The sequence below is a fragment of the Pseudomonas sp. 1D4 genome (assembly GCF_001728925.1).
Lineage (GTDB): Bacteria > Pseudomonadota > Gammaproteobacteria > Pseudomonadales > Pseudomonadaceae > Metapseudomonas > Metapseudomonas otitidis.
Genome location: NZ_LXJQ01000066.1, coordinates 1 through 21,304, shown reverse-complemented (window position 1 = coordinate 21,304; position 21,304 = coordinate 1). Strand labels below are relative to the sequence as shown.

22 protein-coding genes are annotated in these 21,304 nt (G+C 68.3%); 7 read left to right on the top strand and 15 right to left on the bottom strand.

The annotated features are described in order from the left end of the window. Nucleotides 1–8: 8 nt before the first annotated feature. The 9 genes from A7D27_RS24255 to A7D27_RS24215 form a co-directional block, all read right to left on the bottom strand. Nucleotides 9–1,637 carry an iron ABC transporter permease gene (locus A7D27_RS24255; RefSeq protein ID WP_069566356.1) on the bottom strand — a complete coding sequence of 543 codons (1,629 nt, stop codon included), beginning with the start codon at nt 1,635–1,637 and terminating at the stop codon, nt 9–11. Continuing rightward, nucleotides 1,634–2,704, bottom strand: a complete 1,071-nt coding sequence (locus A7D27_RS24250) for an ABC transporter ATP-binding protein (protein WP_069566355.1) — start codon at nt 2,702–2,704, stop codon at nt 1,634–1,636. The genes A7D27_RS24255 and A7D27_RS24250 overlap by 4 nt, the downstream gene beginning before the upstream one ends. A gap of 174 nt (nt 2,705–2,878) precedes the next feature. Beyond that, complete coding sequence (locus tag A7D27_RS24245; protein ID WP_069566354.1) at nt 2,879–3,625, bottom strand: AraC family transcriptional regulator; 747 nt, start codon at nt 3,623–3,625, stop codon at nt 2,879–2,881. A 225-nt stretch (nt 3,626–3,850) separates the two neighbouring features. Beyond that, nucleotides 3,851–4,738, bottom strand: coding sequence for a (2E,6E)-farnesyl diphosphate synthase (gene ispA, locus A7D27_RS24240; protein ID WP_069563132.1), 888 nt, complete (start codon nt 4,736–4,738; stop codon nt 3,851–3,853). Further along, nucleotides 4,735–4,977 carry an exodeoxyribonuclease VII small subunit gene (locus A7D27_RS24235; protein WP_044402455.1) on the bottom strand — a complete coding sequence of 81 codons (243 nt, stop codon included), beginning with the start codon at nt 4,975–4,977 and terminating at the stop codon, nt 4,735–4,737. Before A7D27_RS24235 ends, ispA begins: the two co-directional genes overlap by 4 nt. A gap of 169 nt (nt 4,978–5,146) precedes the next feature. Further along, nucleotides 5,147–5,905, bottom strand: coding sequence for a sulfite exporter TauE/SafE family protein (locus A7D27_RS24230; protein WP_069566353.1), 759 nt, complete (start codon nt 5,903–5,905; stop codon nt 5,147–5,149). A gap of 59 nt (nt 5,906–5,964) precedes the next feature. Next, nucleotides 5,965–6,216 carry a DUF2790 domain-containing protein gene (locus tag A7D27_RS24225; RefSeq protein WP_069563130.1) on the bottom strand — a complete coding sequence of 84 codons (252 nt, stop codon included), beginning with the start codon at nt 6,214–6,216 and terminating at the stop codon, nt 5,965–5,967. A gap of 99 nt (nt 6,217–6,315) precedes the next feature. After that, nucleotides 6,316–7,386, bottom strand: coding sequence for an HD-GYP domain-containing protein (locus A7D27_RS24220; protein ID WP_069566352.1), 1,071 nt, complete (start codon nt 7,384–7,386; stop codon nt 6,316–6,318). A gap of 273 nt (nt 7,387–7,659) precedes the next feature. Further along, the gene (locus A7D27_RS24215) at nt 7,660–9,273 is read right to left on the bottom strand and encodes a methyl-accepting chemotaxis protein (RefSeq protein WP_139134176.1); all 1,614 of its coding nucleotides are present in this window, start codon (nt 9,271–9,273) and stop codon (nt 7,660–7,662) included. A gap of 309 nt (nt 9,274–9,582) precedes the next feature. Between A7D27_RS24215 and A7D27_RS24210 the strand changes: the two genes are divergently transcribed. Then, nucleotides 9,583–9,816 (top strand): metal-sensing transcriptional repressor, encoded by a 234-nt coding sequence (locus A7D27_RS24210; RefSeq protein WP_069566351.1) that lies wholly within the window; start codon nt 9,583–9,585, stop codon nt 9,814–9,816. A 7-nt stretch (nt 9,817–9,823) separates the two neighbouring features. Here A7D27_RS24210 and A7D27_RS24205 read toward each other — a convergent pair whose 3' ends face one another. Genes A7D27_RS24205 through A7D27_RS24190 form a run of 4 tightly spaced genes read right to left on the bottom strand, consistent with a single transcriptional unit; the run spans nt 9,824 to nt 12,158 of the window. Continuing rightward, complete coding sequence (locus A7D27_RS24205) at nt 9,824–10,276, bottom strand: DoxX family protein (RefSeq protein ID WP_069566350.1); 453 nt, start codon at nt 10,274–10,276, stop codon at nt 9,824–9,826. Between the two features lie 12 nt (nt 10,277–10,288). Beyond that, the gene (locus tag A7D27_RS24200; protein WP_069563127.1) at nt 10,289–11,032 is read right to left on the bottom strand and encodes a DNA-binding domain-containing protein; all 744 of its coding nucleotides are present in this window, start codon (nt 11,030–11,032) and stop codon (nt 10,289–10,291) included. After that, nucleotides 11,029–11,862, bottom strand: a complete 834-nt coding sequence (locus tag A7D27_RS24195; protein WP_069566349.1) for a DUF692 domain-containing protein — start codon at nt 11,860–11,862, stop codon at nt 11,029–11,031. Before A7D27_RS24195 ends, A7D27_RS24200 begins: the two co-directional genes overlap by 4 nt. Before the next feature lie 14 nt (nt 11,863–11,876). After that, a complete protein-coding gene (locus A7D27_RS24190; protein WP_069563125.1) occupies nt 11,877–12,158 on the bottom strand; it encodes a DUF2282 domain-containing protein in 282 nt (93 codons plus the stop codon). 284 nt (nt 12,159–12,442) lie between these two features. On the opposite strand from A7D27_RS24190, the gene A7D27_RS24185 reads away from it, so the two are divergent. After that, entirely contained in the window at nt 12,443–13,033 is a 591-nt protein-coding gene (locus tag A7D27_RS24185; RefSeq protein ID WP_069563124.1) for a sigma-70 family RNA polymerase sigma factor, read from the top strand. Next, entirely contained in the window at nt 13,020–13,661 is a 642-nt protein-coding gene (locus A7D27_RS24180; protein ID WP_069566348.1) for a DUF1109 domain-containing protein, read from the top strand. Before A7D27_RS24185 ends, A7D27_RS24180 begins: the two co-directional genes overlap by 14 nt. 33 nt (nt 13,662–13,694) lie before the next feature. Here the strand turns inward: A7D27_RS24180 and A7D27_RS24175 are convergent, their stop codons facing one another. Next, nucleotides 13,695–15,896 (bottom strand): OsmC domain/YcaO domain-containing protein, encoded by a 2,202-nt coding sequence (locus A7D27_RS24175; protein WP_069566347.1) that lies wholly within the window; start codon nt 15,894–15,896, stop codon nt 13,695–13,697. Nucleotides 15,897–16,264: 368 nt separating this feature from the next. On the opposite strand from A7D27_RS24175, the gene cobF reads away from it, so the two are divergent. Further along, nucleotides 16,265–17,029 (top strand): precorrin-6A synthase (deacetylating), encoded by a 765-nt coding sequence (gene cobF / locus A7D27_RS24170; protein WP_069563121.1) that lies wholly within the window; start codon nt 16,265–16,267, stop codon nt 17,027–17,029. An 18-nt stretch (nt 17,030–17,047) separates the two neighbouring features. Here the strand turns inward: cobF and A7D27_RS24165 are convergent, their stop codons facing one another. Beyond that, complete coding sequence (locus A7D27_RS24165) at nt 17,048–18,232, bottom strand: NAD(P)/FAD-dependent oxidoreductase (protein WP_069566346.1); 1,185 nt, start codon at nt 18,230–18,232, stop codon at nt 17,048–17,050. Nucleotides 18,233–18,619: 387 nt separating this feature from the next. On the opposite strand from A7D27_RS24165, the gene A7D27_RS24160 reads away from it, so the two are divergent. The 3 genes from A7D27_RS24160 to A7D27_RS24150 all read left to right on the top strand — a co-directional run bounded on the left by A7D27_RS24160 (nt 18,620) and on the right by A7D27_RS24150 (nt 21,249). Further along, nucleotides 18,620–19,597, top strand: a complete 978-nt coding sequence (locus A7D27_RS24160) for a DUF1852 domain-containing protein (RefSeq protein ID WP_069566366.1) — start codon at nt 18,620–18,622, stop codon at nt 19,595–19,597. 20 nt (nt 19,598–19,617) lie between these two features. Further along, on the top strand, nt 19,618–20,652 hold the full coding sequence (locus A7D27_RS24155) for a methionine synthase (protein ID WP_069563119.1): 1,035 nt from the start codon (nt 19,618–19,620) through the stop codon (nt 20,650–20,652). A 90-nt stretch (nt 20,653–20,742) separates the two neighbouring features. Then, nucleotides 20,743–21,249, top strand: coding sequence for a flavin reductase family protein (locus A7D27_RS24150; protein ID WP_069566345.1), 507 nt, complete (start codon nt 20,743–20,745; stop codon nt 21,247–21,249). Nucleotides 21,250–21,304: the final 55 nt, after the last annotated feature.

Below are 21,304 nucleotides of genomic sequence, written 5' to 3'. Positions count from 1 at the left end.
GGTGCGGTTCAGAAGACCTTGATGCGGAACACCCGGGTGGCGATGACCACCGGGACCAGGGTGAGCAGGACCAGCACCAGCCCGTAGGCCGCTGCCTGGCCCTGGAGGCCGGTTTCCACCAGGCGGAAGACCTGGATGGTGATGGTCTCGCGGCCGGCCGAGTACACCACCAGCGAGGCGCTCAGCTCGGCGACGATGGTGGTCCAGGTGAGCACCGCCGCGGCGGCCACGGCGGGCGCCATCAGCGGCAGCACCACCTTGAAGAAGGAGCGCAGCGGCGGTACGCCGAGGCTGATGGAGGCCTCCTCGATGGAGTCGGGGATGTTGTAGAGGGTGGCCGAGGCACTGCGCACGCCGAAGGGGAAACGGCGGATGACGAAGGCGACCACGATGATCGCCGCCGTGCCGCTGAGGGCCAGCGGGCCGCTGTTGAAGGTCATCACCAGGCCGATGCCGAGCACCGTGCCGGACATGGCCAGGGGCAGCATGGCGAGGTAGTCGATGGCCGGGGTGAGCAGGTTCTTCTTCTTGATCACCAGGTAGCTGATGACCACGCTGAGCAGGATGCCCACCAGGGTCGCCAGGGCGCCGTAAGCCAGGGTGTTGAGGATGGGGTCCGGACTGCGCAGCAGGACCCGCTCCAGGTTCTCCAGGGAGAAACTGCCCCAGTGCATCACCGGCCCCCGTGCGCGGGTGAAGGCGCTGGCCAGCACCGTCAGCAGCGGCAGTGAGGAGAGCAGGATGAACAGCGCCGTGGCCGCACCCAGCAGCGCGCCGCGTACCCCACGCAGGCGCTGGGCCGGGGCGCTGCGGCCCTGGACGATCTCGTAGCGCTTGCGCCCCACCAGCCAGCGCTGGAGGAACAGCACCCCCGCGACGATGGCGATGGACAGGGTGGCCAGGGCGCTCTGCAGGCCGGCGTTGGTGCCCATCTCGGAGACGAAGCTGAGGTAGGTGAGCACCGAGAGCAGCTGCACCTTGCCGCCCAGCAGGGTGGCGATGGCGAAGTTGCCCACCACCAGGGTGTACACCAGCAGCCCGGAGGCCAGCACGGCGGGCAGCACCACCGGCAGCATCACCTGCAGCCGCGCCTTGGCCGGCGGCACGCCGAGGCTCTGGGCGGCTTCTTCCAGCTGGGTGTCGAAGCCGCGGATGGCGGCCAGGGTGCCGAGGTAGATGTAGGAGTAGTAGACCAGGCTCATCACCAGCACCAGGCCGGGCCAGCCGTAGAAGCTGGGCAGGGTGAGGCCGAGGTGGTCCTCCAGGGCGCGGGTGAGCAGGCCGTTGTTGCCGAGGAGCATCAGCCAGGTCTGGCTGACGATCACCTCCGGGACCACCAGGGTGCACACCGGCAGCACCGCTACCAGCGCCTTGCCGGGGAAGTCGAAGCGCGCGGTGACGTAGGCCAGGGAGACCCCGAGCACGCTGGCGCAGCCGGTCACCAGGGCGCCCAGCAGCAGGGTGTTGCCGAGGGCGCGCAGGTAGCGCGGGTCGTCCAGCAACTGGGCCCAGCCGTCGCCGGCACCGGCCACGCTGCCGTGCAGCAGGTTGGCCAGGGGCCAGAGCAGGAACACCAGCAACAGCCCCAGGGCGAACAGGGCGAGGAGCAGCCAGGGGGAGGGCAGGCGCCGGTTCATTGGGCCACCACCCGGAGCTGTGCGGGGTCGAACTCCAGGCTCACCGGCTGGCCTTCGTGGAAGCCGTCGCCGTCGGTGCCGAAGCGGTCGACGTTGAGCTGCTGGGCGTCGGCCAGTTCGATGCGGTAGCTGGTGCGGTTGCCCAGGTACTGCTTGCGCCGCACCTGGCCGGCCAGGCAGTTGCCGGCGGTCTGCCCGGCGGGGCGCAGGCGGATGTTTTCCGGCCGCGCCACCAGGTGCACCTCGGGCTCGGGCAGCGTGGCCTCGGCGCGGGCCTGCAGGGGCTGGCCGGCCACCAGCACGCGGATGCCGTCGTCGCCGGCCTGCTCCAGCACACGCGCGGCCAGCAGGTTGGCCGAGCCGATGAAGTCGGCGGCGTAGGTGCTGGCGGGGGACTGGTAGATGGCCTGGGGGCTGCCCAGTTGCTCGATGCGGCCCTTGCGCATCAGGGCGATGCAGTCGGAGAGGGCCAGGGCCTCTTCCTGGTCGTGGGTGACGAAGACGGTGGTGATGCCGATCTCCCGCTGCAGGTCGGCGATGGCGGCGCGGATCTGCAAGCGCAACTGGGCGTCGAGGTTGGACAGCGGCTCGTCCATCAGCAGCACTTCCGGCTCGATGGCCAGGGCGCGGGCCAGGGCCACCCGCTGCCGCTGGCCGCCGGAGAGGGCGGCGGGGTGGCGCTCGGCGAAGCCACTCATGCCGACCCGCTCCAGGTACTCGCCCACCGTGCGGCGCAGGGTCGCCGCGTCGGTCCGGCGGGCGCGCAGGCCGTAGGCGACGTTGTCGAACACGGTCTTGTCGGGGAACAGGGCGTAGTCCTGGAAGACCATGCCGATGCCGCGCCGGTGGGCGGGGACCTGGGTCATGTCGACGTCGCCGAAGGCCAGGCGCCCGCCGCTGGGGCGGATGAAGCCGGCGATCACCCGCAGCAGGGTGGTCTTGCCGCAGCCGCTGGGGCCGAGCAGGGTGAAGAAACTGCCGTCGGGGATGTGCAGGTCGAGGCCGTCGATGACCTTGATCCCGCTGCCGTAGCTGACGTCCAGCTGGCTGATGCTGATGGATGACATCGCATTTCTCCGTTCGCGTGTTTGTTCTTGTTGGCGCGGGGGCGGTGCCAGACGGCCCGCCCCGGGGCGTCGTTGCACCCCGTGGATGGGCCTACTGTGAACGGGGCGCGGGCGGGTGGCTTGATCGATTCGCCCGGTTGCGGTGCGCGGTTCGGCACAGCCCGGTGGCTCGCTTCAGGCGCGGCAGCGCTCGCGGTACTGGCTCGGGGAGAGCCCGGTGAGGGCCTTGAACTGGCGGCTGAAAGCGCTGTGGTCGGCATAGCCGCAGCGGTAGGCGATCTCGGTGATGGGCAACTCGCCGGCCAGTAGCTGGGTGGCGGCACCCAGGCGTGCCTTGTGGATCATCTGCCGGGGGCTGAGCTGGAAGATGCGTTTGCACAGCCGGCCGAGCTGGGAGGTGGAGAGTCCGGCGATGGCGGTGAGGTCATCGAGGCTGATGGGCTCGGCGAAGTGCTCGCGGATGTGGGCGTCCACTGCCGCCAGGCGCTGGAAGGCCGGGTGGCTGGACTGCGGCGCCTGCAGGTCGTAGGAGATGCCGGCCATGCCGATGACCCGCTGCGCCGGGTCGCGCAGGGCCAGCTTGTGGGTCAGGCACCAGCCGGGTTTGCGGCCGGGGTAGAGGTGCAGTTCCAACTGGTCGCTGAGCTGGTCGCCGGCCTCCAGCACCTGGCGGTCCTGCTCGGTGTAGAGGTGGCCGAAGCGGCGCGGGAACACGTCCTCGGCGGTGCGCCCCAGCAGCGGCGCCTTGTCCTTGAAGCCGCAACGCTGGGCGAGGGTCTGGTTGACCAGCACGTAGCGGGCGTCCAGGTCCTTGACGAAGAACACCACGTCCGGCATCGCGTCCAGCAGCGGCGCGACCTGCTCCAGGCAGCGCAGCAGGCTGGGCAGGTCCGGGGCGTGTGAAAGGCATTCGAGCTGCATCGTGCATACGCCGGAGGCTGGCTGTCGGGAGGGTTCGACCCGTCGGCCGCCGGTCCCGGGCGGCCTTGGGCGAAGAACCTAGCCCGGCCCGTTCGACGGACGCCAGAGGCCGGGCGCCCCGGGGAGGGGCGCGCAATTGCGTATTCACGGGGGAGAAGGTGACCGGTGGGTCGGTCGCCATTTCCTGCCGGGCCAGGCCCCGCTCCGTGCGTGCGGGGCGCCGGGTCAGCTGCGGCGTTCGACGATGTAGCGGGCCAGGGCGCGCAGCGGCTCGGCGGCCTCGCCCAGGGGGCGCAGGGCGTGCAGGGCCTGGTCGCGCAGCTCCAGGGCGTAGTCCTTGGCGGCGTCGAGGCCGAGCAGGGCGGGGTAGGTGGGCTTGTCGGCGGCCTGGTCCTTGCCCTGGGTCTTGCCGAGGGTGGCGGTGTCGCTTTCCACGTCGAGGATGTCGTCCTGCACCTGGAAGGCCAGGCCCACGGCGCGGGCGTAGACCTGCAGGGCACGCAGCAGGGTGTCGTCGGCACGGCCGCTGGCCAGGGCGCCCAGGCGCACGCTGGCTTCGATGAGGGCGCCGGTCTTGTGCCGGTGCATGGTCTCCAGGGCGGCCTGGTCGAGACGGATGCCCACGGAGCCGAGGTCGATGGCCTGGCCGCCGACCATGCCGGCGGGGCCGGAGGCCTGGGCCAGGGCGGTGATCATGGCCAGGCGGGTGTCGCCGTCCTGCGGGTTGCGCCGACGGTCGGCCAGCACTTCGAAGGCCAGCGCCTGCAGGCCGTCGCCGGCGAGGATGGCGCAGGCTTCGTCGAAGGCCTTGTGGGTGGTGGGCTTGCCCCGGCGCAGGTCGTCGTCGTCCATGGCCGGCAGGTCGTCGTGGACCAGGGAATAGGCGTGGATCAGCTCCACCGCGCAGGCGGCGCCGTCGGCCTGGGCGAGGTCGCCGCCGAGGGCCTCGCAGGCGGCGTAGACCAGCAACGGGCGGACGCGCTTGCCGCCGTTGGTGACGCTGTAGCGCATGGCCTGGTAGAGGCGGTCCAGCTCGTTGGAGGGGGCGTCGAACAGGGTTTCCAGGGCGGCGTCGACACGCGCCTGGCAGCGGGACTGGTAGGCGGCGATCATGCCGGCTCGTCCGCGTCGAAGGGGGCTTCCTCCAGCTCGCCGTCGCGCTCCAGCAGCATCTGCACCTTCTGTTCGGCCTGGCTCAGGGCGCCCTGGCATTCCCGGGTCAGGCGGATGCCCTGCTCGAAGGCGCTCAGCGAGTCTTCGAGCGAGAGTTCGCCGCTTTCCAGGCGTTCGACCAGCGCTTGCAGGTCGGCGAGTGACTGTTCGAAGTCGGGGGTGGCTTTCTTGCGGGCCATGGAGGGGTCTCGGGGGATTTCAGAACGGGCGGACACTAGCAGAGGCGCGGCCTTGCGGGCAATCGACGGTGGTCGTAGCGGGGTGGGTTCGATGGCCGCGCAGGACGATGGGGGCCCCGGGAAATGGTGGATCGGTGGAGCGCGATCCACCCTACGGGGGCGCCGGGTTTCAAGGATTGAGGAAGTAGTAGGCAGTCATCCCGGTGCCGACGGCGATGACCCAGGCGCGCAGCCAGGCGGTGGGCAGGCGTTTGGCCAGGGCGCCGCCGGCGTAGCCGCCTGCGCTGGCGGCGGCCAGCAGGACGGCCAGTTCGGCCCAACTGACCCGGCCGGCGAGGACGAAGGTGACCACGGCGGTGCTGTAGATGGTGCTGGAGAGCAGGTTCTTCAGGGCGTTGGCGCGCAGCAGCGGGTGCCCTTCGATGGAGAAGGCGGCCAGTTGCAGGATGCCCATGCCGGCGCCGAAGTAGCCGCCGTAGACGGCCACCAGGGCGTGGGCCAGGCCGCCGCCAAGGCCGTGGGGCGGCAGACCCTCGGCGCTGCGGTGGCGGTTCACCCAGCGGCTCAGCCAGGGGCTGGCGGCGAACAGCAGGGTGGCGGCGGCCAGCAGCCAGGGGATCAGCCGGCGGAACACCGCATCGCCGCCGGCCAGCAGGAGCAGCCCGCCGGCCACGCCCCCCAGCACCGAGAGCAACACCAACGGGACGACGTAGCGCCCCAGCGGGCGCAACTGCTCGCGGGCGGCCCAACTGGCGGCCAGGCTGGCGGGCCAGAGGGCGACGGCGTTGGTGGCATTGGCGGTGACCGGCGGCAGGCCGGTGGCCATGAGGGCGGGGAAGGAGAAGAAGGTGCCGCCCCCGGCGAGGGCGTTCATGCCGCCAGCGGAGAAACCGGCGAGCAGCAGGAGGAAGCAGTCGGCAAGCGTCATGGGGCCCCGCAAAAAGGCGCGAGCTTACGCACCTGGGCGGCCCGGGGCAAAGCACCGGGTCATTCGGCGAGGCAGGCGTCGGACTGCTTGGTGTAGGTGACGGCGCGGGTCTGCCCGTGGGTATCGAGGTAGGTCATGGTCGCTTCCACCCGTTGGCAGGCGAGCGGGTGGGGCTCCTCGATGCTGAGCACCTTGGCGATGTCGAGGTCCATGCCGTAGGTGTACGGGACGGGTTGCGGGGTGTCGGCGAGGGCGCTGGTGGCGAGGCCGGCGAGCAGGGCGCCGATGAGCAAGGTGTGGTGGTTGCGCATGGGGAGCTCCAGGCTGTGGAACAGGCCGCCATGAGAACCCGTGCGCCGCTGCGGAAAAAGCCGATGGCGGAGAAAGGGCTTTTCCGCAGGGCGTAACAATCACGGCGGTGAGAGGTCCTGCCGCTCCTGCTGGCGTTCGGCTTCGATCTGCTCGAAGCAGTCGCGCATGGCCTCCACCAGGCGCGGTTCGAAGTGCCTGCCGGATTGCTCGAGGATGTAGGCCTGGGCGCGCTCGAGGTCCCAGGCCTGCTTGTAGGGGCGGGGGGAACGCAGGGCGTCGTAGACGTCGCAGATGGCGGCGATCCGCGCTGCCAGGGGGATGTCCTCCCCGGTGAGTCCGCGCGGGTAGCCGCTGCCGTCCCACTTCTCGTGGTGGCCGTAGGCGATGTCGGCGGCCATGTCGATCAGCAGCGTGCCGCGCTCGTCGTGGAGGATGGCGTAGCCGATGTCGGGGTGCTGCATCATCGTGCGGCGCTCGTCCTCGGTGAGGGCGCCGGGCTTGAGGAGGATGTGGTCGGGGATGCCGATCTTGCCCAGGTCGTGCATGGGGGCGGCGAGGCGGATGGTTTCGCACCAGTGTTCCGGCATACCGATGCTGCGGGCCAGCAGGGCAGCGGAGTGGCCGATACGCAGGATGTGCTCGCCGGTCTCGTCGTCGCGGTAGCTGGCGGCCCGGCTGAGCCCGCGAATGGCGGCGCGGTAGCTTTCGTTGAGCTGTTCGGTGCGCTCGCGCACTTCCTGTTCGAGGTGCTCGTTGAGGTGCTGCAGGCGTTCGGTGGCCTCGGCCAGGTGCAGGCAGTTGCGGATGCGCAGCAGCAGCTCGGGCAGGTCCAGGGGTTTGGTGACGTAGTCGTTGGCTCCAAGTTCCAGGCCCCGGCGGCGGTTCTCCGGGTCGCTCAGGGCAGTGAGGATGATCACCGGGGTGCGCGCCCGGTCGCGGTTGGCCAGGGCTTCGAGGATGGCGAAGCCGTCGGGCTGGGGCATGTCCAGGTCCAGCAGGAGCAGGTCCCAGGGTTCGCGCTGCAGCCAGTTCAGGGCCTCGGCAGAGTCGGAGAAGCACACGAGGTTGCGCAGCTTGAAGGCCTTCAGGCTGCATTCCAGCAACTTCAGGTTGTGGGCCACGTCGTCGACGATGACGATCCGGGCTTCGGTGGGGATCTCGGAAAACATCAGGTTGCTCCACGGCCCTTCGAATCGGGGCTCAGCCGGCTGATCATCCCGCCGGCCGGCGGTGTGGTCTGGTAGACCTTGGTCGTGCCCGGGACTGGCGTACAGAAGGTATAGGCGGAAATTCCGCCGCCATCTCGCCACCGTTTCGCCGTGTACATGCCGAATGATGGCCATTTGATGGCTCTGGCCGCGTGGGTGCTGCGATCACCCACGCCCCGGCAGGCCCGCGAGGCGGGCCGTTGTTGGGGAGGTTTCCGATGAATGGCTACGTGGCTAGAGACGGAACGACGACACCACGCGGCTGAGGTCGACCGCCAGGCGCGACAGGTCCTGGCTGGAGGCGCTGGTCTGCTGGGCGCCGGAGGCGGTCTGGGCGGAAAGGTCGCGGATGTTGACCAGGCTGCGGTCCACCTCGCGGGCCACGGCGGCCTGCTCTTCGGCTGCGCTGGCGATCATCACGTTCTGCTCGTTGATGGCGGCGATGGTGCGGGAGATTTCCTGCAGGCTCTGGTTGGCGCGTTCGGCCAGTTGGGCAGTGTCGCGGGCCAGTTCGGTGCTGTCCTGCATGGTCTGCACCGAGCCGGAGGCTTCCTGTTGCAGGCGGCTGACCATCTGCTCGATCTCCAGGGTGGATTCCTGGGTGCGCTGGGCCAGCAGGCGCACTTCATCGGCCACCACGGCGAAGCCGCGGCCCTGCTCGCCGGCGCGGGCGGCCTCGATGGCGGCGTTGAGGGCCAGCAGATTGGTCTGCTCGGCGATGGCGCGGATCACGTCCAGCACCTTGCCGACGTTCTGCATCTGCTGGGCGAGGTTGCCGACCCGCTCGGCGCTGGTGTTCACCTCGCTGGCCAGGGCGCTGATGGCGTGCACGGTTTCGGTCATCTGCCGGCTGCCCTCGCGGGCGGCGGTGTCGGCCTGGCGCGAGGCATCGAGGGTGATGGAGGCGTTGTGGGCGACGCCGTCCACCGCGGCGCTCATTTCGTTGCAGGCGGTGGCGGCCTGTTCGATCTCGTGGTTCTGCTGCTGCAGGCCGCGGGTGGAATCCTCGGTCACCGCGTGCAGCTCCTCGGAGGCCGAGGCGAGCTGGGCGGAGGAATCGGTGATGTGGCTGATGGTGCGGCGCAGGCTGTCCTGCATGGCGCGCAGGGCTTCCATCAGTTGGGTGGCCTCATCACGGCCTTCGACGGGGATCGGCCGGGTCAGGTCGCCAGCGGCGACGGTCTGGGCGACACCCACCGCCTCGGCCAGCGGGCGTACCACGCTGCGCGAGAGCACCACCGCCAGCACGATGGCCATCACCAGTGAGCAGCCGAGGATCACCAGCACCAGGGAAACGGCCTCGTGATAGGCCCGGCTGCTGGCGCTGGAGGCATGATTCGCCCCCTCACGGTTGATGCTGACCAGCTTATGCAGCGTTTCTGTCAGGGTCGCACCGTGGCCATTGAGCACCTCGTTGATGAGGCGCGTGGCTTCTTCGTTGCGGCCTGCAGCCAAGTGCTCGAGAAGCGTCTCCTGGCTCTCCTGATAGGCCTTGCGAGCCGCAACGAAGCGTTCAAAGGTCGCCTGCTCTTCGGCGCTGGAGATCAGCGGGCTGTAGGTAGCCTCGGCCTTGCTCAGGTTCTCGCGCTCCGCCAGGGCGGCGCGCCGCAACTCCTCATTGAAGCCGATGCCGGCCCGCAGGGTGGCGTTGCGCATCTGCATGGTGGCCGTGCCCATTGCCTCCAGCGCCACGATGCTGGGAAGCCAATTAAACTTAACTTCCTCCGCCATGGTGTTCATTTGCCGCATCAGCCATAGGGAGCCTGCTCCGACTGCAACCAGCAAGAAGACGACCATGGCAAAACCAGCACTGATCCGCGTAGAGACGCGGTAATTGCGAATGGACATGCTGCAAGGCTCCCGACGGTGGACAACTGGGCTATCGGCGGTTGGTCTACACACTTAAGCCGAGGTTTCCGAAACTGGCGAATCCGGTCGCACGCGGTGAGTTCGATACCCGGCCGGGTATGGGCCTTGGGAAGTGCCATGTTGCGAGGATGTTGTCCGCCGAACGGCGTGCGTGGGGTGCTGGTTGCCGAGGCTGGGCAGCGCTAACATCGGCCCCACGTCCGCCGCCTCGGTGGCCGTGATACCCCCCTCCAGCCTTGATGGACGCCCACCGTGAGCCGAAAGCGAGACACCACGCCCCAGGAAGCCATGCTCAATCGCCTTGCCCGTGTCGAGGGGCAGGTCCGTGGCTTGCAGGCAATGATCCGCCGGGGCGAGGAATGCGAGGCCATCGCGGTGCAGTTCAGCGCCGCCCGCAAGGCGCTCGACAAGGCTTATCAGGAGATGCTGGCCTGCCTGCTGGAAGAGGCCTTCGCCGAATCCGGCCAGGATGCCGAGGCCACCCTGGCGCGGGTTCGTGCCATTTTCACCAAGTACACCTGACGCCCCTTCAACGCAGGCCCAGGCGCCGGTCCAGGGACCAGGCGCCCGCGCCGCGTCCCACCAGCACCAGCAGCAGGGCCGCCCACGACAGGTGGGTGGACCAGGCGTCCGGGTAGACGAACACCTGGATCACCATCGTCATGCCCAGCAGCGCCAGGGCCGACAGGCGTGTGGCCAGGCCCAGCACCAGCAGCAGCGGGAACAGGTGTTCGGCGTAGGTGGCCAGGTGCGCCGCCAGCTCCGGCGGCAGCAGCGGCAGGGCGTACTCGCTGCGGAACAGCTCGTAGGTGCCGGGGGTGATGGTCAGCAGCCCGTCCACCTTGGTGCGACCGGAGAGGAGGAAGATCGAGGCGATCCCCAGGCGCGCCAGCAAATAGAGAAGGGCATCCGGCAGCAGGCGCTGCAGGCCGTCGGCCAGGCGGTTCCAGCGTGACGGTTGGGCGGGGAGGGTGATGGCCATGGGGGCTCCGTTTCAATCGAGGGGGGTGAAAGTGCCGAGGGCCATCAGTCGGCCCAGCAGTGTGGTGAAGTCCAGCGAGGGCTCGCGGGCCAGGGCCTGGGCAGCGGCTTCGCCCAGGGGCGAGCCGGCGGCGCAGGCGTCGAGGAAAGTGCAGGCGCCAGGGCTCAGCGCCAGGCTGTGTACGCCTTCGGGCGAGGCCACCAGCAGTACGCCTTCACCGTGCCACGGCAGGGGTTCGGGCAGCGCCTGGCCTTCGCGGCTGCAGTGCCAGAGAGTGTGGATCGGCTGCTCGTCGAACCAGCGCCAGCGCGCGCCGGATCGAGGGCGCAGGCACAGGGCATCGAGCGCTGCCGGGTCGTGGCCGGTCAGCGCGGCCAGGGTCAGGGCCGGTTCCAGCGGTGCGGTGAACGCCTCCAGCCAGAGCCATTCCAGGCGTGCCACGGGGGCCAGGTAGGGCAGCTCACGGGTGACCGGCAGGCCGTCGAGGAAGTCGGCGAAGCCGGCGCCGTAGAACACCAGGCGCGCGTCCTGCGGGGGATGCTGCTCGGCGAAGTGGGCGGCGGCGGCGCGCATCCAGGCCTCGCCGACCAGACGCTGGACGGCCGGGAAGTTGTCGCACAGGGCATCCACGCAGCCCTTGATCACGGTGTTGCGGTAGACGGCGAACGCCGGCTGGGCGCTGAGCGCTTCCAGCCCGGGGTGGGGGCGCTGGTAGAGCGCGTCGACGAAGGCGTCCTGGAACTGCGCGAGCTTCATGCCGCCTCCCGCGCACGCTGCAACTGGGCCTGGGCGCGTGCCCGTTCGGCCAGCAGCTCGGTGAAGGACGGCAGGTTGTCGTCCCGCTCGATCAGGGTCGGGCGTGGGCCGATGCGTTGCACCAGATGGGCATGCAGGGCCCACACGGCGTCGTCGATCGGGGCGTCGTGGCTGTCGATCAGCAACGGGCCGTTGGCGTCCTCGCTGTAGCCGGCCAGGTGCAGCTCCACCACGGCGTCGGCGGGGAAACGGTCCAGATAGGCGAGCGGATCGAAACCGAGGTTGTGGGCGCTGACGTGGACGTTGTTCAGGTCCAGCAGCAGGCCGCAGCCGGTGCGCCGGCTCAGCTCGGCGAGGAAGTCGATCTCCTCGAAGGCGTGGCCGTCCAGGCGCAGGTAGTGGCTGGGGTTTTCCACGGCAATGGGGCGACCCAGGGCGTCCTGGGTGCGCTGGATGTTGTCGGCGATGCGCGCCAGGGCCTCCAGAGTGCGGGGGAAGGGCAGCAGGTCGGGGTGGTACTGGCCGCGCCAGGCGGACCAGGCCAGGTGCTCGGACACCAGCACCGGCCGCACCCGGTCGGCCAGCTCGCGCAGGCGTGCCAGGTGTGCCGGGTCTGGCGGGGCATCCGCTGCCAGGGACAGCGACACCCCGTGCAGCGACAGCGGGTGGCGTTCGGCCACCCGCTCCAGCCAGGCCAGGCGTGGCCCGCCGACCATGTAGTTCTCCGGGTGCACCTCGTACCAGAGCCCCTCGGCCTCGCAGGCCAGGGCCTCGGCGAAATGCGCCGGCTTCAGGCCCAGGCCGGCGCCCAGGCGGTGAATGACGGACATGGTCGGCGCTCCGCTCAACCCTTGATCGGGGTCAGCGAGCCCATGCCGTGGGGCGTCTTGATCGAGGTGCAGGTGCCGGCGGGGACATTCTTCCAGGCGTCGCCCTGGTAGTCCTTTTTCGAAGAGCCTGCGCAGCTGGTGCCGGCGCCGGCCTTGCAGTCGTTCTGGCCGGCCAGGGACACGCCGTAGCATTTCTCCATGGCACCGGTGGGCTTGGCGTCCATGTCGTCGGCGAAGGCGGCGCCGGCAAGGGAGGCCAGGGCGAGGGCGGCAGTGGTAAGGGCGATGGTCTTCATGGAATCTCTCCGAAAGTTAGGTGGCCGCGACGCTGCGTCGCCGGCTCGTGAGAGAGTTCGTCGGCTTTGCGGAAACGGTTACACGGGGTTCGAAATTTTTTTTGCAGGCCCGGCAACACCGCACCGGCTGGGCCCGGAGCGCACGTGAGCGCACACATGCGCGGGTGTGGAGATTTGCCCTGACGCCTCCTAACGTATTAAAAATCGCCGTCACGACGGGTTTTCGCCTGCCGTTCGTCGCCCCGAGCGCTGTTTCCCGACCCCTGGTGTAACCCGACCCCCCCATGTCACGAACTGACTCTCAGGCCACCCTGGACCAACGCGAAGCCGAGCTTCAGGGCTTGTTGCTGCGCGGCATGGCCGGTGATGCGGCCGCCTACCGGGGCTTTCTCTCGGCGCTGGTCGGCTACCTGCGGGGCTTTCTCCGCCATCGCCTGGCCAGCCGCCCGAGCGATGTGGAGGACCTGCTGCAGGAGGTGCTGCTGGCGGTGCACAACGCCCGCCACACCTACCGCGCGGACCAGCCGCTGACGGCCTGGGTCTATGCCATCGCCCGCTACAAGCTGGCGGACCACTTCCGTGCGTTCGCCCGTCGCGAGGCCCTGCAGGACCCGCTGGAAGACAGTGAGCAGACCCTGCTGGCCGTGGAGGACAGCGAGCCCGCCGAAGCACGGCGGGACCTGGGGCGGTTGCTTGGGCAACTGCCCGACCGGCAGCGCCTGCCCATCGTCCACGTCAAGCTGGACGGCCTGTCGGTGGAGGAGGCGGCGCGGCTCACCGGGCAGTCCATCTCCGCCGTGAAGGTGAACATCCACCGGGGCCTGAAGGTCCTGGCGGCTCTGATTGGAGGAATGCAGAACAATGAAGACCGATGACCTGATCAGCCTCCTGGCTACCGGCGACCCGGGTGTCGACAGCGACTCCCTGGCCCGGCGCATTGGCCAGGCCCTGCTGGGCGGGGCCTTCGGTGCGCTGCTGCTGACCACCCACCTGTACGGTGTGCGCCCGGACCTGGCCGAGGTGGCCGGCACCCCGCTGTTCTGGGCCAAGCTGGCTCTGCCAGGCAGCCTCGCGCTGCTGGCCCTGTGGCTGTGCAGCCGCCTGGCGCGGCCGGGGGTGAAGGGCGGGCTGGCCTGGGCCCTGCTGGCGCTGCCGGTGGTGCTGGTGTGGGTCGGCGGCGCCGTGGTACTGGCCGGCGTGCCCGCCGAGGCCCGCCCAGAACTGGTGCTGGGTCGCACCTGGCGCACCTGTGCACTGAACATCGGCCTGCTGGCGGTGCCCACCCTGGCGGCCATCATGTGGGCCCTGCGGGGCCTGGCCCCGGTGCGCCTGGGCCAGGCCGGCGCAGCGGCCGGCCTGCTGGCGGGCGCCACGTCGGCGCTGGCCTACAGCCTGCACTGCCCGGAGATGGGCGTGCCCTTCTGGGGTGTCTGGTACGTGCTGGGCATGCTGCTGCCCACCGTGCTGGGGGCCGTGCTCGGCCCCCGTCTGTTGCGCTGGTAGGGCGCCTCCGGGGAAGAGGCGCCCGCCAGGGGTTCAGCCCCGCGCAGCGGCTGCGCGGGCCCGCGCGGCGTGCAGCTTCTTGTAGCTGTCGATCAGGCGCTGGTGGCGGTCCAGCCCTTCCAGTTTCAGGCTGGTGGGGGTCAGGCCGTGGAAGCGCACGCTGCCGTCCAGGGAGCCCAGCACCGCGTCCATGCGTTCGTTGCCGAACATGCGGCGGAAGTTGGTCTCGTAGTCGGCCATGTCCAGGTCGTCGTCCAGGGTCACTTCCAGCGCCGCATTCAGGGCCTGGTAGAACAGGCCGCGCTCGACGGTGTTGTCGTTGTACTGCAGGAACGCTTCCACCAGCTCCTTGGCGTCGTCGAAGCGCTTCAGGGCGAGGTGGATCAGCAGCTTCAGCTCCAGCACGGTCAGCTGGCCCCATACGGTGTTGTCGTCGAACTCGATGCCGATCAGCGTGGTGATGTCGGTGTAGTCGTCGACCTCGGTGTTCTCCAGGTTGCGCAGCAGCGATTTCAGCTCGCGGTCGCCCAGGCGGTGCAGGTTGAGGATGTCGGCACGGAACAGCAGGGCCTTGTTGGTGTTGTCCCAGACCAGGTCCTCCACCGGGTAGATCTCCGAGTAGCCGGGCACGAGGATGCGGCAGGCGTTGGCGCCGAGGTCGTCGTAGACCGCCATGTACACCTCCTTGCCCATGTCTTCGAGGATGCCGAACAGGGTGGCGGCTTCCTCGGCGTTGCTGTCCTCGCCCTGGCTGGAGAAGTCCCACTCGACGAATTCGAAGTCGGCCTTGGCGCTGAAGAAGCGCCAGGACACCACGCCGCTGGAGTCGATGAAGTGCTCGACGAAGTTGTTCGGCTCGGTCAGCGCGTGGCTTTCGAAGGTCGGCTGCGGCAGGTCGTTGAGGCCCTCGAAGCTGCGCCCCTGGAGCAGCTCGGTGAGGCTGCGCTCCAGCGCCACCTCGAAGCGGGGGTGGGCGCCGAAGGAGGCGAACACGCCGCCGGTGCGCGGGTTCATCAGGGTCACGCACATCACCGGGAATTCACCGCCCAGGGAGGCGTCCTTCACCAGCACGGGGAAGCCCTGCTCCTCCAGGCCCTGGATGCCGGCGAGGATGCCGGGGTACTTGGCCAGCACCTCTTGGGGCACGTCCGGCAGGGCCAGCTCGCCTTCGAGGATCTCGCGCTTGACCGCCCGCTCGAAGATTTCCGACAGGCACTGCACCTGGGCTTCGGCCAGGGTGTTGCCGGCGCTCATGCCGTTGCTGAGGTAGAGGTTCTCGATCAGGTTGGAGGGGAAGTACACCGTCTCGCCGTCGGACTGGCGCACGAAGGGCAGGGAGCAGATGCCGCGCGCGGTGTTGCCGGAGTTGGTGTCGTACAGGTGCGAGCCGCGCAGCTCGCCGTCCGGGTTGTAGATCGCCAGGCAGTGCTCGTCGAGGATCTCGGCCGGCAGGGCGTCCTTCGGGCCGGGCTTGAACCAGCGCTCGTTCGGGTAGTGGACGAAGTCGGCGTTGGCGATGTCCTCGCCCCAGAACTGGTCGTTGTAGAAGAAGTTGCAGTTCAGCCGCTCGATGAACTCGCCCAGGGCCGAGGCCAGGGCGCTTTCCTTGGTCGAGCCCTTGCCGTTGGTGAAGCACATCGGCGAGCTGGCGTCGCGGATGTGCAGCGACCAGACGTTGGGCACGATGTTGCGCCAGGAGGCGATCTCGATCTTCATGCCCAGCCCGGCGAGCAGGCTGGATAGGTTGGCGATGGTCTCTTCCAGCGGCAGGTCCTTGCCGGGGATGCAGGTGCGCTGGCCGTCATGGGTGGGGATCAGCAGCGCCTGAGCGTCGGCGTCGAGGTTTTCCACCTCTTCGATGATGAACTCGGGGCCCTGCTGCACCACCTTCTTCACCGTGCAGCGGTCGATGGAGCGGAGGATGCCCAGGCGGTCCTTCTCGGAGATGTCGGCCGGCAGCTCCACCTGGATCTTGAAGATCTGCGCGTAGCGGTTCTCCGGGTCGACGATGTTGTTCTGCGACAGGCGGATGTTGTCGGTGGGGATGTTGCGGGTCTGGCAGTACAGCTTGACGAAGTACGCCGCGCACAGGGCCGAGGAGGCCAGAAAGTAGTCGAACGGCCCCGGTGCCGAGCCGTCGCCCTTGTAGCGGATCGGCTGGTCGGCGATCACCGTGAAGTCGTCGAACTTGGCTTCGAGGCGGAGGTTGTCGAGAAAATTGACCTTGATTTCCATGCAGAGGCACCAGCGTAAGAAAGGGTGGAACGGTGAAGGGGGCGACTCCGGGGCGCCCGTCGGTCATCCGCATGGCCCAGGCCGGGGCGTGCAGGCAGACACTCGGGGGACGTGACGGGAGCGAGGAGGGCAGGCGCGCCAGGGACCGGTCCGCTGACCGGTAGCCGATGCCGCAGTGGGTTCGCCGGCGGGAAGGATAGGGGAATTGGCCGCCAGTGCCCAGGCGTGGCGGGCGGACAGGCGTACAGGACCCCGGTGCGGCGACGACCGGTGGCGCGTAGGGGCATGGGGACGGGCGGTGAAAATCCTTCACTCGTCGGGGCTTTGCCATCAACATGTCGGCCCTGCGAACGCGTGAGGGTCTCTCCATGAAGAAGCTGTTGATCATCGGCATCGGTGCCGGCAACCCCGAATACATCACCATCCAGGCCATCAACGCGCTCAACCAGGCTGACGTCTTCTTCATCCTGGACAAGGGCATCAGCAAGGAAAAACTCATCCACCTGCGCCGGGAGATCTGCGAGCGCTACATCAAGGACCGCGACTACCGTTTCGTCGAGGCGGGCAGCCCGGAGCGCGAGCGGGGTGGTGACTACGGCGTGGCGGTCAAGGACCTGAACCTGGCCAAGCAGCAGGTGTTCGAGCGTCTGATCGGCGACCTCGGCGAGGACGAATGCGGGGCCTTCCTGGTCTGGGGCGATCCGGCCCTGTACGACAGCACCATCCGCATCCTCGAGGCCATCCTGCGGGACGGCCGGCATGCCTTCGAGTACGAGGTCATCCCCGGCATCAGCAGCGTCCAGGCGCTGGCCGCGCGCCACAAGGTGCCGCTGAACCGCATCGGCGGGACCATCGAGATCACCACCGGGCGGCGCCTGGCCGAGGGCTTCCCGGCGCATGCCGACAGCGTGGTGGTGATGCTCGATGCCGAGGACACCTACCGGCGCCTGAACGCGCCGGACCTCGACATCTACTGGGGGGCCTACGTCGGCACGCCGGACGAGATACTCGTGGCCGGCAAGCTCAAGGACGTGGCGGAGGACATCGCCCGGGTGCGCCAGGCAGCGCGTGAGGCCAATGGCTGGATCATGGACACCTACCTGCTGCGGCGCGCGGGCGAAGGCGATGCGTGACGCTCCGCTCGCGCAGCCCTACACGTACTGCGCGGCGGCGTAGCCGGAGGCCCAGGCCCACTGGAAGTTGAAGCCGCCCAGGTGGCCGCTGACGTCCAGCACCTCGCCGACGAAGTAGAGCCCGGGGGACTTCAGCGACTCCAGGGTCTTGGATGACACCTCGCGGGTGTCCACCCCGCCCAGGGTGACCTCTGCCGTGCGATAGCCCTCGGTGCCCGCCGGCACCAGTTGCCAGTTGCCCAGGCGCTCGGCGATGGCCTTCAGCTCGCCGGGGCTGTACTGCTTCATCGGTTTGGAAGTGAACCACTGCTCGGCTAGCAGCCCGGCCATCTTCTTGGTGAACGGCTCGGCCAGCAGCGTCTTCAACTCGCTGTTGGGCCGCTCGCGCTGCTGCTCGGCCAGCCAGGTCGGCAGGTCGAGGGCGGGCAGCAGGTCGATGCTGACGACATCGCCGGGCTGCCAGTAGGAGGAGATCTGCAGGATCGCCGGCCCGCTGAGCCCGCGGTGGGTGAAGAGGATGTTCTCGACGAAGCTCTGCCCGTTGCAACTGACCCGGCAGTCTTCCACCGAGGTGCCGGACAGGGCCTCGCACAGGGCCTTCAACTGCGGATCTGTGACGGTGAACGGCACCAGCCCGGCGCGGGTGGGCAGCACCGTATGGCCGAACTGGCGGGCCACCTGGTAACCGAAGCCGGTAGCGCCCAGGGTAGGGATGGACAGCCCGCCGGTGGCGATGACCAGGGATTCGCACTGGGCGGGGCCCTGGCTGGTCTCCAGGCGATAGCCCCCTTCGTGGTGGCTGATCTCGCTGACCGAGGTGTTCAGGCGCAGGTCCACGCCCGCCTGCTCGCACTCCTCCAGCAGCAGGCCGAGGATGTCGCTGGACTTGTGGTCGCAGAACAACTGACCGAGCTTTTTCTCGTGGTAGGGCACGCCGTGCTTGGCCACCAGGGCGATGAAGTCCCATTGGGTGAAGCGTGCCAGGGCGGACTTGCAGAAATGCGGGTTGTGGGAGAGGAAGTTCGCCGGCTCGCAGTACAGGTTGGTGAAGTTGCAGCGGCCGCCCCCGGACATGAGGATCTTCTTCCCGGCCTTGTTGGCGTGGTCCAGCAGCAGTACGCGGCGTCCGCGCGCGGCGGCGCTCATGGCGCACATCAGCCCGGCGGCACCGGCGCCAATGATGATGACCTGGGGGGATAGCACGGTGAGGACCTCGTGAGCGTGGCGTCTGGCGGCGGAAAGCGGCGCATCTTACCCGATCCACGCGGCGCGCCGCGTCCGCGCCGTCCGATGGGCGCCCCGGTCCGCCACGGCGGCGCGCAGTGCGTTGCGGCGGCTCGCCTCTGGGCGCGTGCCCCTTCACCTGCAACAGCCATTTCCGCGTCCATGCAACGTGGGGGCGGGCGCTGGACTGCTGGTAGACAACATGAGTATCTCTAATGTTCGAGTGAAATAACTTGGCTTTATTTCATGTTGAACGGCGCCTAGGATGCCCCACTCGATGACGTTGCAACAGCCTGCGTTGAACGCTTCCGGGCGTGGCTCCGGAAACGCGCGAGGCGGGGACGAATGGGCTTCTGGTGGACCGTGATGGAAAGAGAACTTGTATTCAGCATCAAGAGCGTCGCTTTCGATGAGCATTACCAGCCTTCGGGCACTACGCGCCTGACCACCAACTTCGCCAACCTGGCGAGGGGCACGCGCCGCCAGGAAAACCTGCGCAACACCCTGAACATGATCGACAACCGCTTCAACTCGCTGGCGCAGGCGGACAACCCCAACGGGGACCGCTATGGCGTGGCACTCGACATCATCTCCGCCGACATCGAGCTGATCCCGGGGGGCGAGGCCTTCCCGGCCATCGAGGTACTGAAGACCACGATCATCGATCACCAGACCGGCGAGCGCATCGAGGGCGTCGTGGGGAACAACTTCTCCTCCTATGTGCGCGACTACGATTTCAGCGTGCTGCTGCTCGAACACAACAAGGGGCGGCCGGCATTCAGCGTGCCCGAGGGGTTTGGCGAGTTGCACGGCAAGCTGTTCAAGTGCTTCGTGAACTCGGACGCCTACAAGGCGCACTTCAGCAAGCCCCCCGTCATCTGCCTCAGCGTCTCGGACAACAAGGCCTACTACCGCACCGAGTACCAGCACCCGGTACTGGGGGTTGAATACCAGCCGAACGAGTCGTCGCTGACGGAGCACTACTTCAGCAAGATGGGGCTGCAGGTGCGCTACTTCATGCCGCCGAACAGTGCGGCTCCCCTGGCGTTCTACTTCTTTGGCGATTTGCTGGGCGACTACACCCCGCTCGAACTCAGCAGCACCATCGCCACGATGGAGACCTTCCAGAAGATCTACCGCCCCGAGATCTACAACGCCAACGCGGCGGCGGGCGCGCGCTATCAGCCGAGCTTGAAGCACCAGGACTATTCGCTGACCCGCATCGTCTATGACCGCGAGGAGCGCAGCCGCCTGGCGGTCGAGCAGGGACGCTTTGCAGAGGCGCATTTCATCAAGCCGTACCGGGCTGTTCTCGAGCAGTGGTCTGCCCACTGCGCCCTCTAATCCAACCAGGCGTGCACGTCATGAAAAAACTATTACCCACCTCCACGGCCGGCAGCCTCCCCAAGCCTTCCTGGCTGGCCGAGCCGGAGACACTGTGGTCACCCTGGAAACTGCAAGGCGATGCGCTGAGCGACGGCAAGCAGGACGCTCTGCGCCTGTCCTTGCAGGAGCAGCAGCAGGCAGGCATCGACATCGTCAGTGACGGTGAGCAGACGCGCCAGCACTTCGTCACCACCTTCATCGAACACCTCGACGGCGTGGACTTCGAGAAGCGCGAGACCGTCAGGATCCGTGACCGCTACGACGCCAGCGTTCCAACCGTGGTGAGTGCCGTGAGCCGGCAGAAGCCGGTCTTCGTCGAGGATGCCCGCTTCCTTAGGCAGCAGACCGGGCAGCCGATCAAATGGGCGTTGCCGGGCCCCATGACGATGATCGATACGCTGTTCGATGCGCACTACGGAAGCCGCGAGGAACTGGCCTGGGAGTTCGCCACCCTCCTCAACCAGGAGGCCCGGGAGCTGGAGGCGGCGGGGGTGGACATCATCCAGTTCGACGAACCCGCATTCAACGTGTTCTTCGACGACGTCAACGACTGGGGCATTGCCGCGCTGGAGCGGGCCATCGAAGGGCTCCAGTGCGAAACCGCTGTCCACATCTGCTACGGCTACGGCATCAAGGCCAACACCGACTGGAAGAAGACCCTGGGCTCGGAGTGGCGGCAGTACGAGGCGGTCTTCCCGAAACTGCAGGCCTCCGGCATCGACATCGTTTCGCTGGAGTGCCACAACGCCCGCGTGCCCATGGAGCTGATCGAACTCATCCGCGGCAAGAAGGTGATGGTGGGCGCCATCGACGTCGCCACCCATGCCATCGAGACACCGGAGGAGGTGGCCGACACCCTGCGCAAGGCCCTCCAGTTCGTCGACGCCGACAAGCTCTACCCCTGCACCAACTGCGGCATGGCGCCCCTGCCTCGCCAGGTGGCCAGGGGCAAGCTGCGGGCGTTGAGCGCCGGTGCCGACATCGTCCGTAAGGAGCTGATGGGCGCCTGCTGAGCCCGGCCGCCTGCAGCGACACCCCGGTTGCCGGACTGCTTCGGGCCGCTCCCGAGCAGCCGGCTGCGCCTGACAGACAGGAGTTGCCCTATGTCCCTTCCCGGTACGGCCATCGAGCCCGCGAGCTTTCGCGAGGCGCTCGGGCACTACGCATCCGGCATCACGGTCATTACGTCCCACTGCGACGGTGAGCCGCTTGGCTTCACCTGCCAGTCGTTCTACAGCGTGTCGATGAACCCGCCGCTGGTGTCGTTCAGCGTGATGCGCCGTTCCTACAGCTATCCCGCCATGCGTCGGGCAGGGCGCTTCGCCGTCAACATCCTCTGCGGCGAGCAGGTGGGGATTTCCAACCGGTTCGCCCGTCAAGGCACGGACAAGTGGCGGGGCGTGCAATGGCAGCCATCGCCGCTGGGCAACCCGCTCATTGCCGGCAGCCTGCATTGGCTCGATTGCGAGATCCACGCCGAGCACGCCGCAGGTGATCACCTGATCGTCATCGGCGAAGTGAAGGCACTGAGCCGGCAGCCAACGGCCGCTGGGCAACCCCTGCTGTACTTCAAGGGGGGCTACCGCAACCTCGCCGTAGCGGCCGAGTGAGCCCGTCGCGCTGATGGGGCTGGCTCCACAGCCCTGGAATTCGACCAATAAAAAA

What these genes read in the sequence shown, in the direction of transcription:
- A7D27_RS24255 (WP_069566356.1), bottom strand. Translation starts at nt 1,637, where the DNA reads ATGAACCGGCGCCTGCCCTCCCCCTGGCTGCTCCTCGCCCTGTTCGCC.
- A7D27_RS24250 (WP_069566355.1), bottom strand. Translation starts at nt 2,704, where the DNA reads ATGTCATCCATCAGCATCAGCCAGCTGGACGTCAGCTACGGCAGCGGG.
- A7D27_RS24245 (WP_069566354.1), bottom strand. Translation starts at nt 3,625, where the DNA reads ATGCAGCTCGAATGCCTTTCACACGCCCCGGACCTGCCCAGCCTGCTG.
- ispA (WP_069563132.1), bottom strand. Translation starts at nt 4,738, where the DNA reads ATGATCGCCGCCTACCAGTCCCGCTGCCAGGCGCGTGTCGACGCCGCC.
- A7D27_RS24235 (WP_044402455.1), bottom strand. Translation starts at nt 4,977, where the DNA reads ATGGCCCGCAAGAAAGCCACCCCCGACTTCGAACAGTCACTCGCCGAC.
- A7D27_RS24230 (WP_069566353.1), bottom strand. Translation starts at nt 5,905, where the DNA reads ATGACGCTTGCCGACTGCTTCCTCCTGCTGCTCGCCGGTTTCTCCGCT.
- A7D27_RS24225 (WP_069563130.1), bottom strand. Translation starts at nt 6,216, where the DNA reads ATGCGCAACCACCACACCTTGCTCATCGGCGCCCTGCTCGCCGGCCTC.
- A7D27_RS24220 (WP_069566352.1), bottom strand. Translation starts at nt 7,386, where the DNA reads ATGTTTTCCGAGATCCCCACCGAAGCCCGGATCGTCATCGTCGACGAC.
- A7D27_RS24215 (WP_139134176.1), bottom strand. Translation starts at nt 9,273, where the DNA reads ATGTCCATTCGCAATTACCGCGTCTCTACGCGGATCAGTGCTGGTTTT.
- A7D27_RS24210 (WP_069566351.1), top strand. Translation starts at nt 9,583, where the DNA reads ATGCTCAATCGCCTTGCCCGTGTCGAGGGGCAGGTCCGTGGCTTGCAG.
- A7D27_RS24205 (WP_069566350.1), bottom strand. Translation starts at nt 10,276, where the DNA reads ATGGCCATCACCCTCCCCGCCCAACCGTCACGCTGGAACCGCCTGGCC.
- A7D27_RS24200 (WP_069563127.1), bottom strand. Translation starts at nt 11,032, where the DNA reads ATGAAGCTCGCGCAGTTCCAGGACGCCTTCGTCGACGCGCTCTACCAG.
- A7D27_RS24195 (WP_069566349.1), bottom strand. Translation starts at nt 11,862, where the DNA reads ATGTCCGTCATTCACCGCCTGGGCGCCGGCCTGGGCCTGAAGCCGGCG.
- A7D27_RS24190 (WP_069563125.1), bottom strand. Translation starts at nt 12,158, where the DNA reads ATGAAGACCATCGCCCTTACCACTGCCGCCCTCGCCCTGGCCTCCCTT.
- A7D27_RS24185 (WP_069563124.1), top strand. Translation starts at nt 12,443, where the DNA reads ATGTCACGAACTGACTCTCAGGCCACCCTGGACCAACGCGAAGCCGAG.
- A7D27_RS24180 (WP_069566348.1), top strand. Translation starts at nt 13,020, where the DNA reads ATGAAGACCGATGACCTGATCAGCCTCCTGGCTACCGGCGACCCGGGT.
- A7D27_RS24175 (WP_069566347.1), bottom strand. Translation starts at nt 15,896, where the DNA reads ATGGAAATCAAGGTCAATTTTCTCGACAACCTCCGCCTCGAAGCCAAG.
- cobF (WP_069563121.1), top strand. Translation starts at nt 16,265, where the DNA reads ATGAAGAAGCTGTTGATCATCGGCATCGGTGCCGGCAACCCCGAATAC.
- A7D27_RS24160 (WP_069566366.1), top strand. Translation starts at nt 18,620, where the DNA reads ATGGAAAGAGAACTTGTATTCAGCATCAAGAGCGTCGCTTTCGATGAG.
- A7D27_RS24155 (WP_069563119.1), top strand. Translation starts at nt 19,618, where the DNA reads ATGAAAAAACTATTACCCACCTCCACGGCCGGCAGCCTCCCCAAGCCT.
- A7D27_RS24150 (WP_069566345.1), top strand. Translation starts at nt 20,743, where the DNA reads ATGTCCCTTCCCGGTACGGCCATCGAGCCCGCGAGCTTTCGCGAGGCG.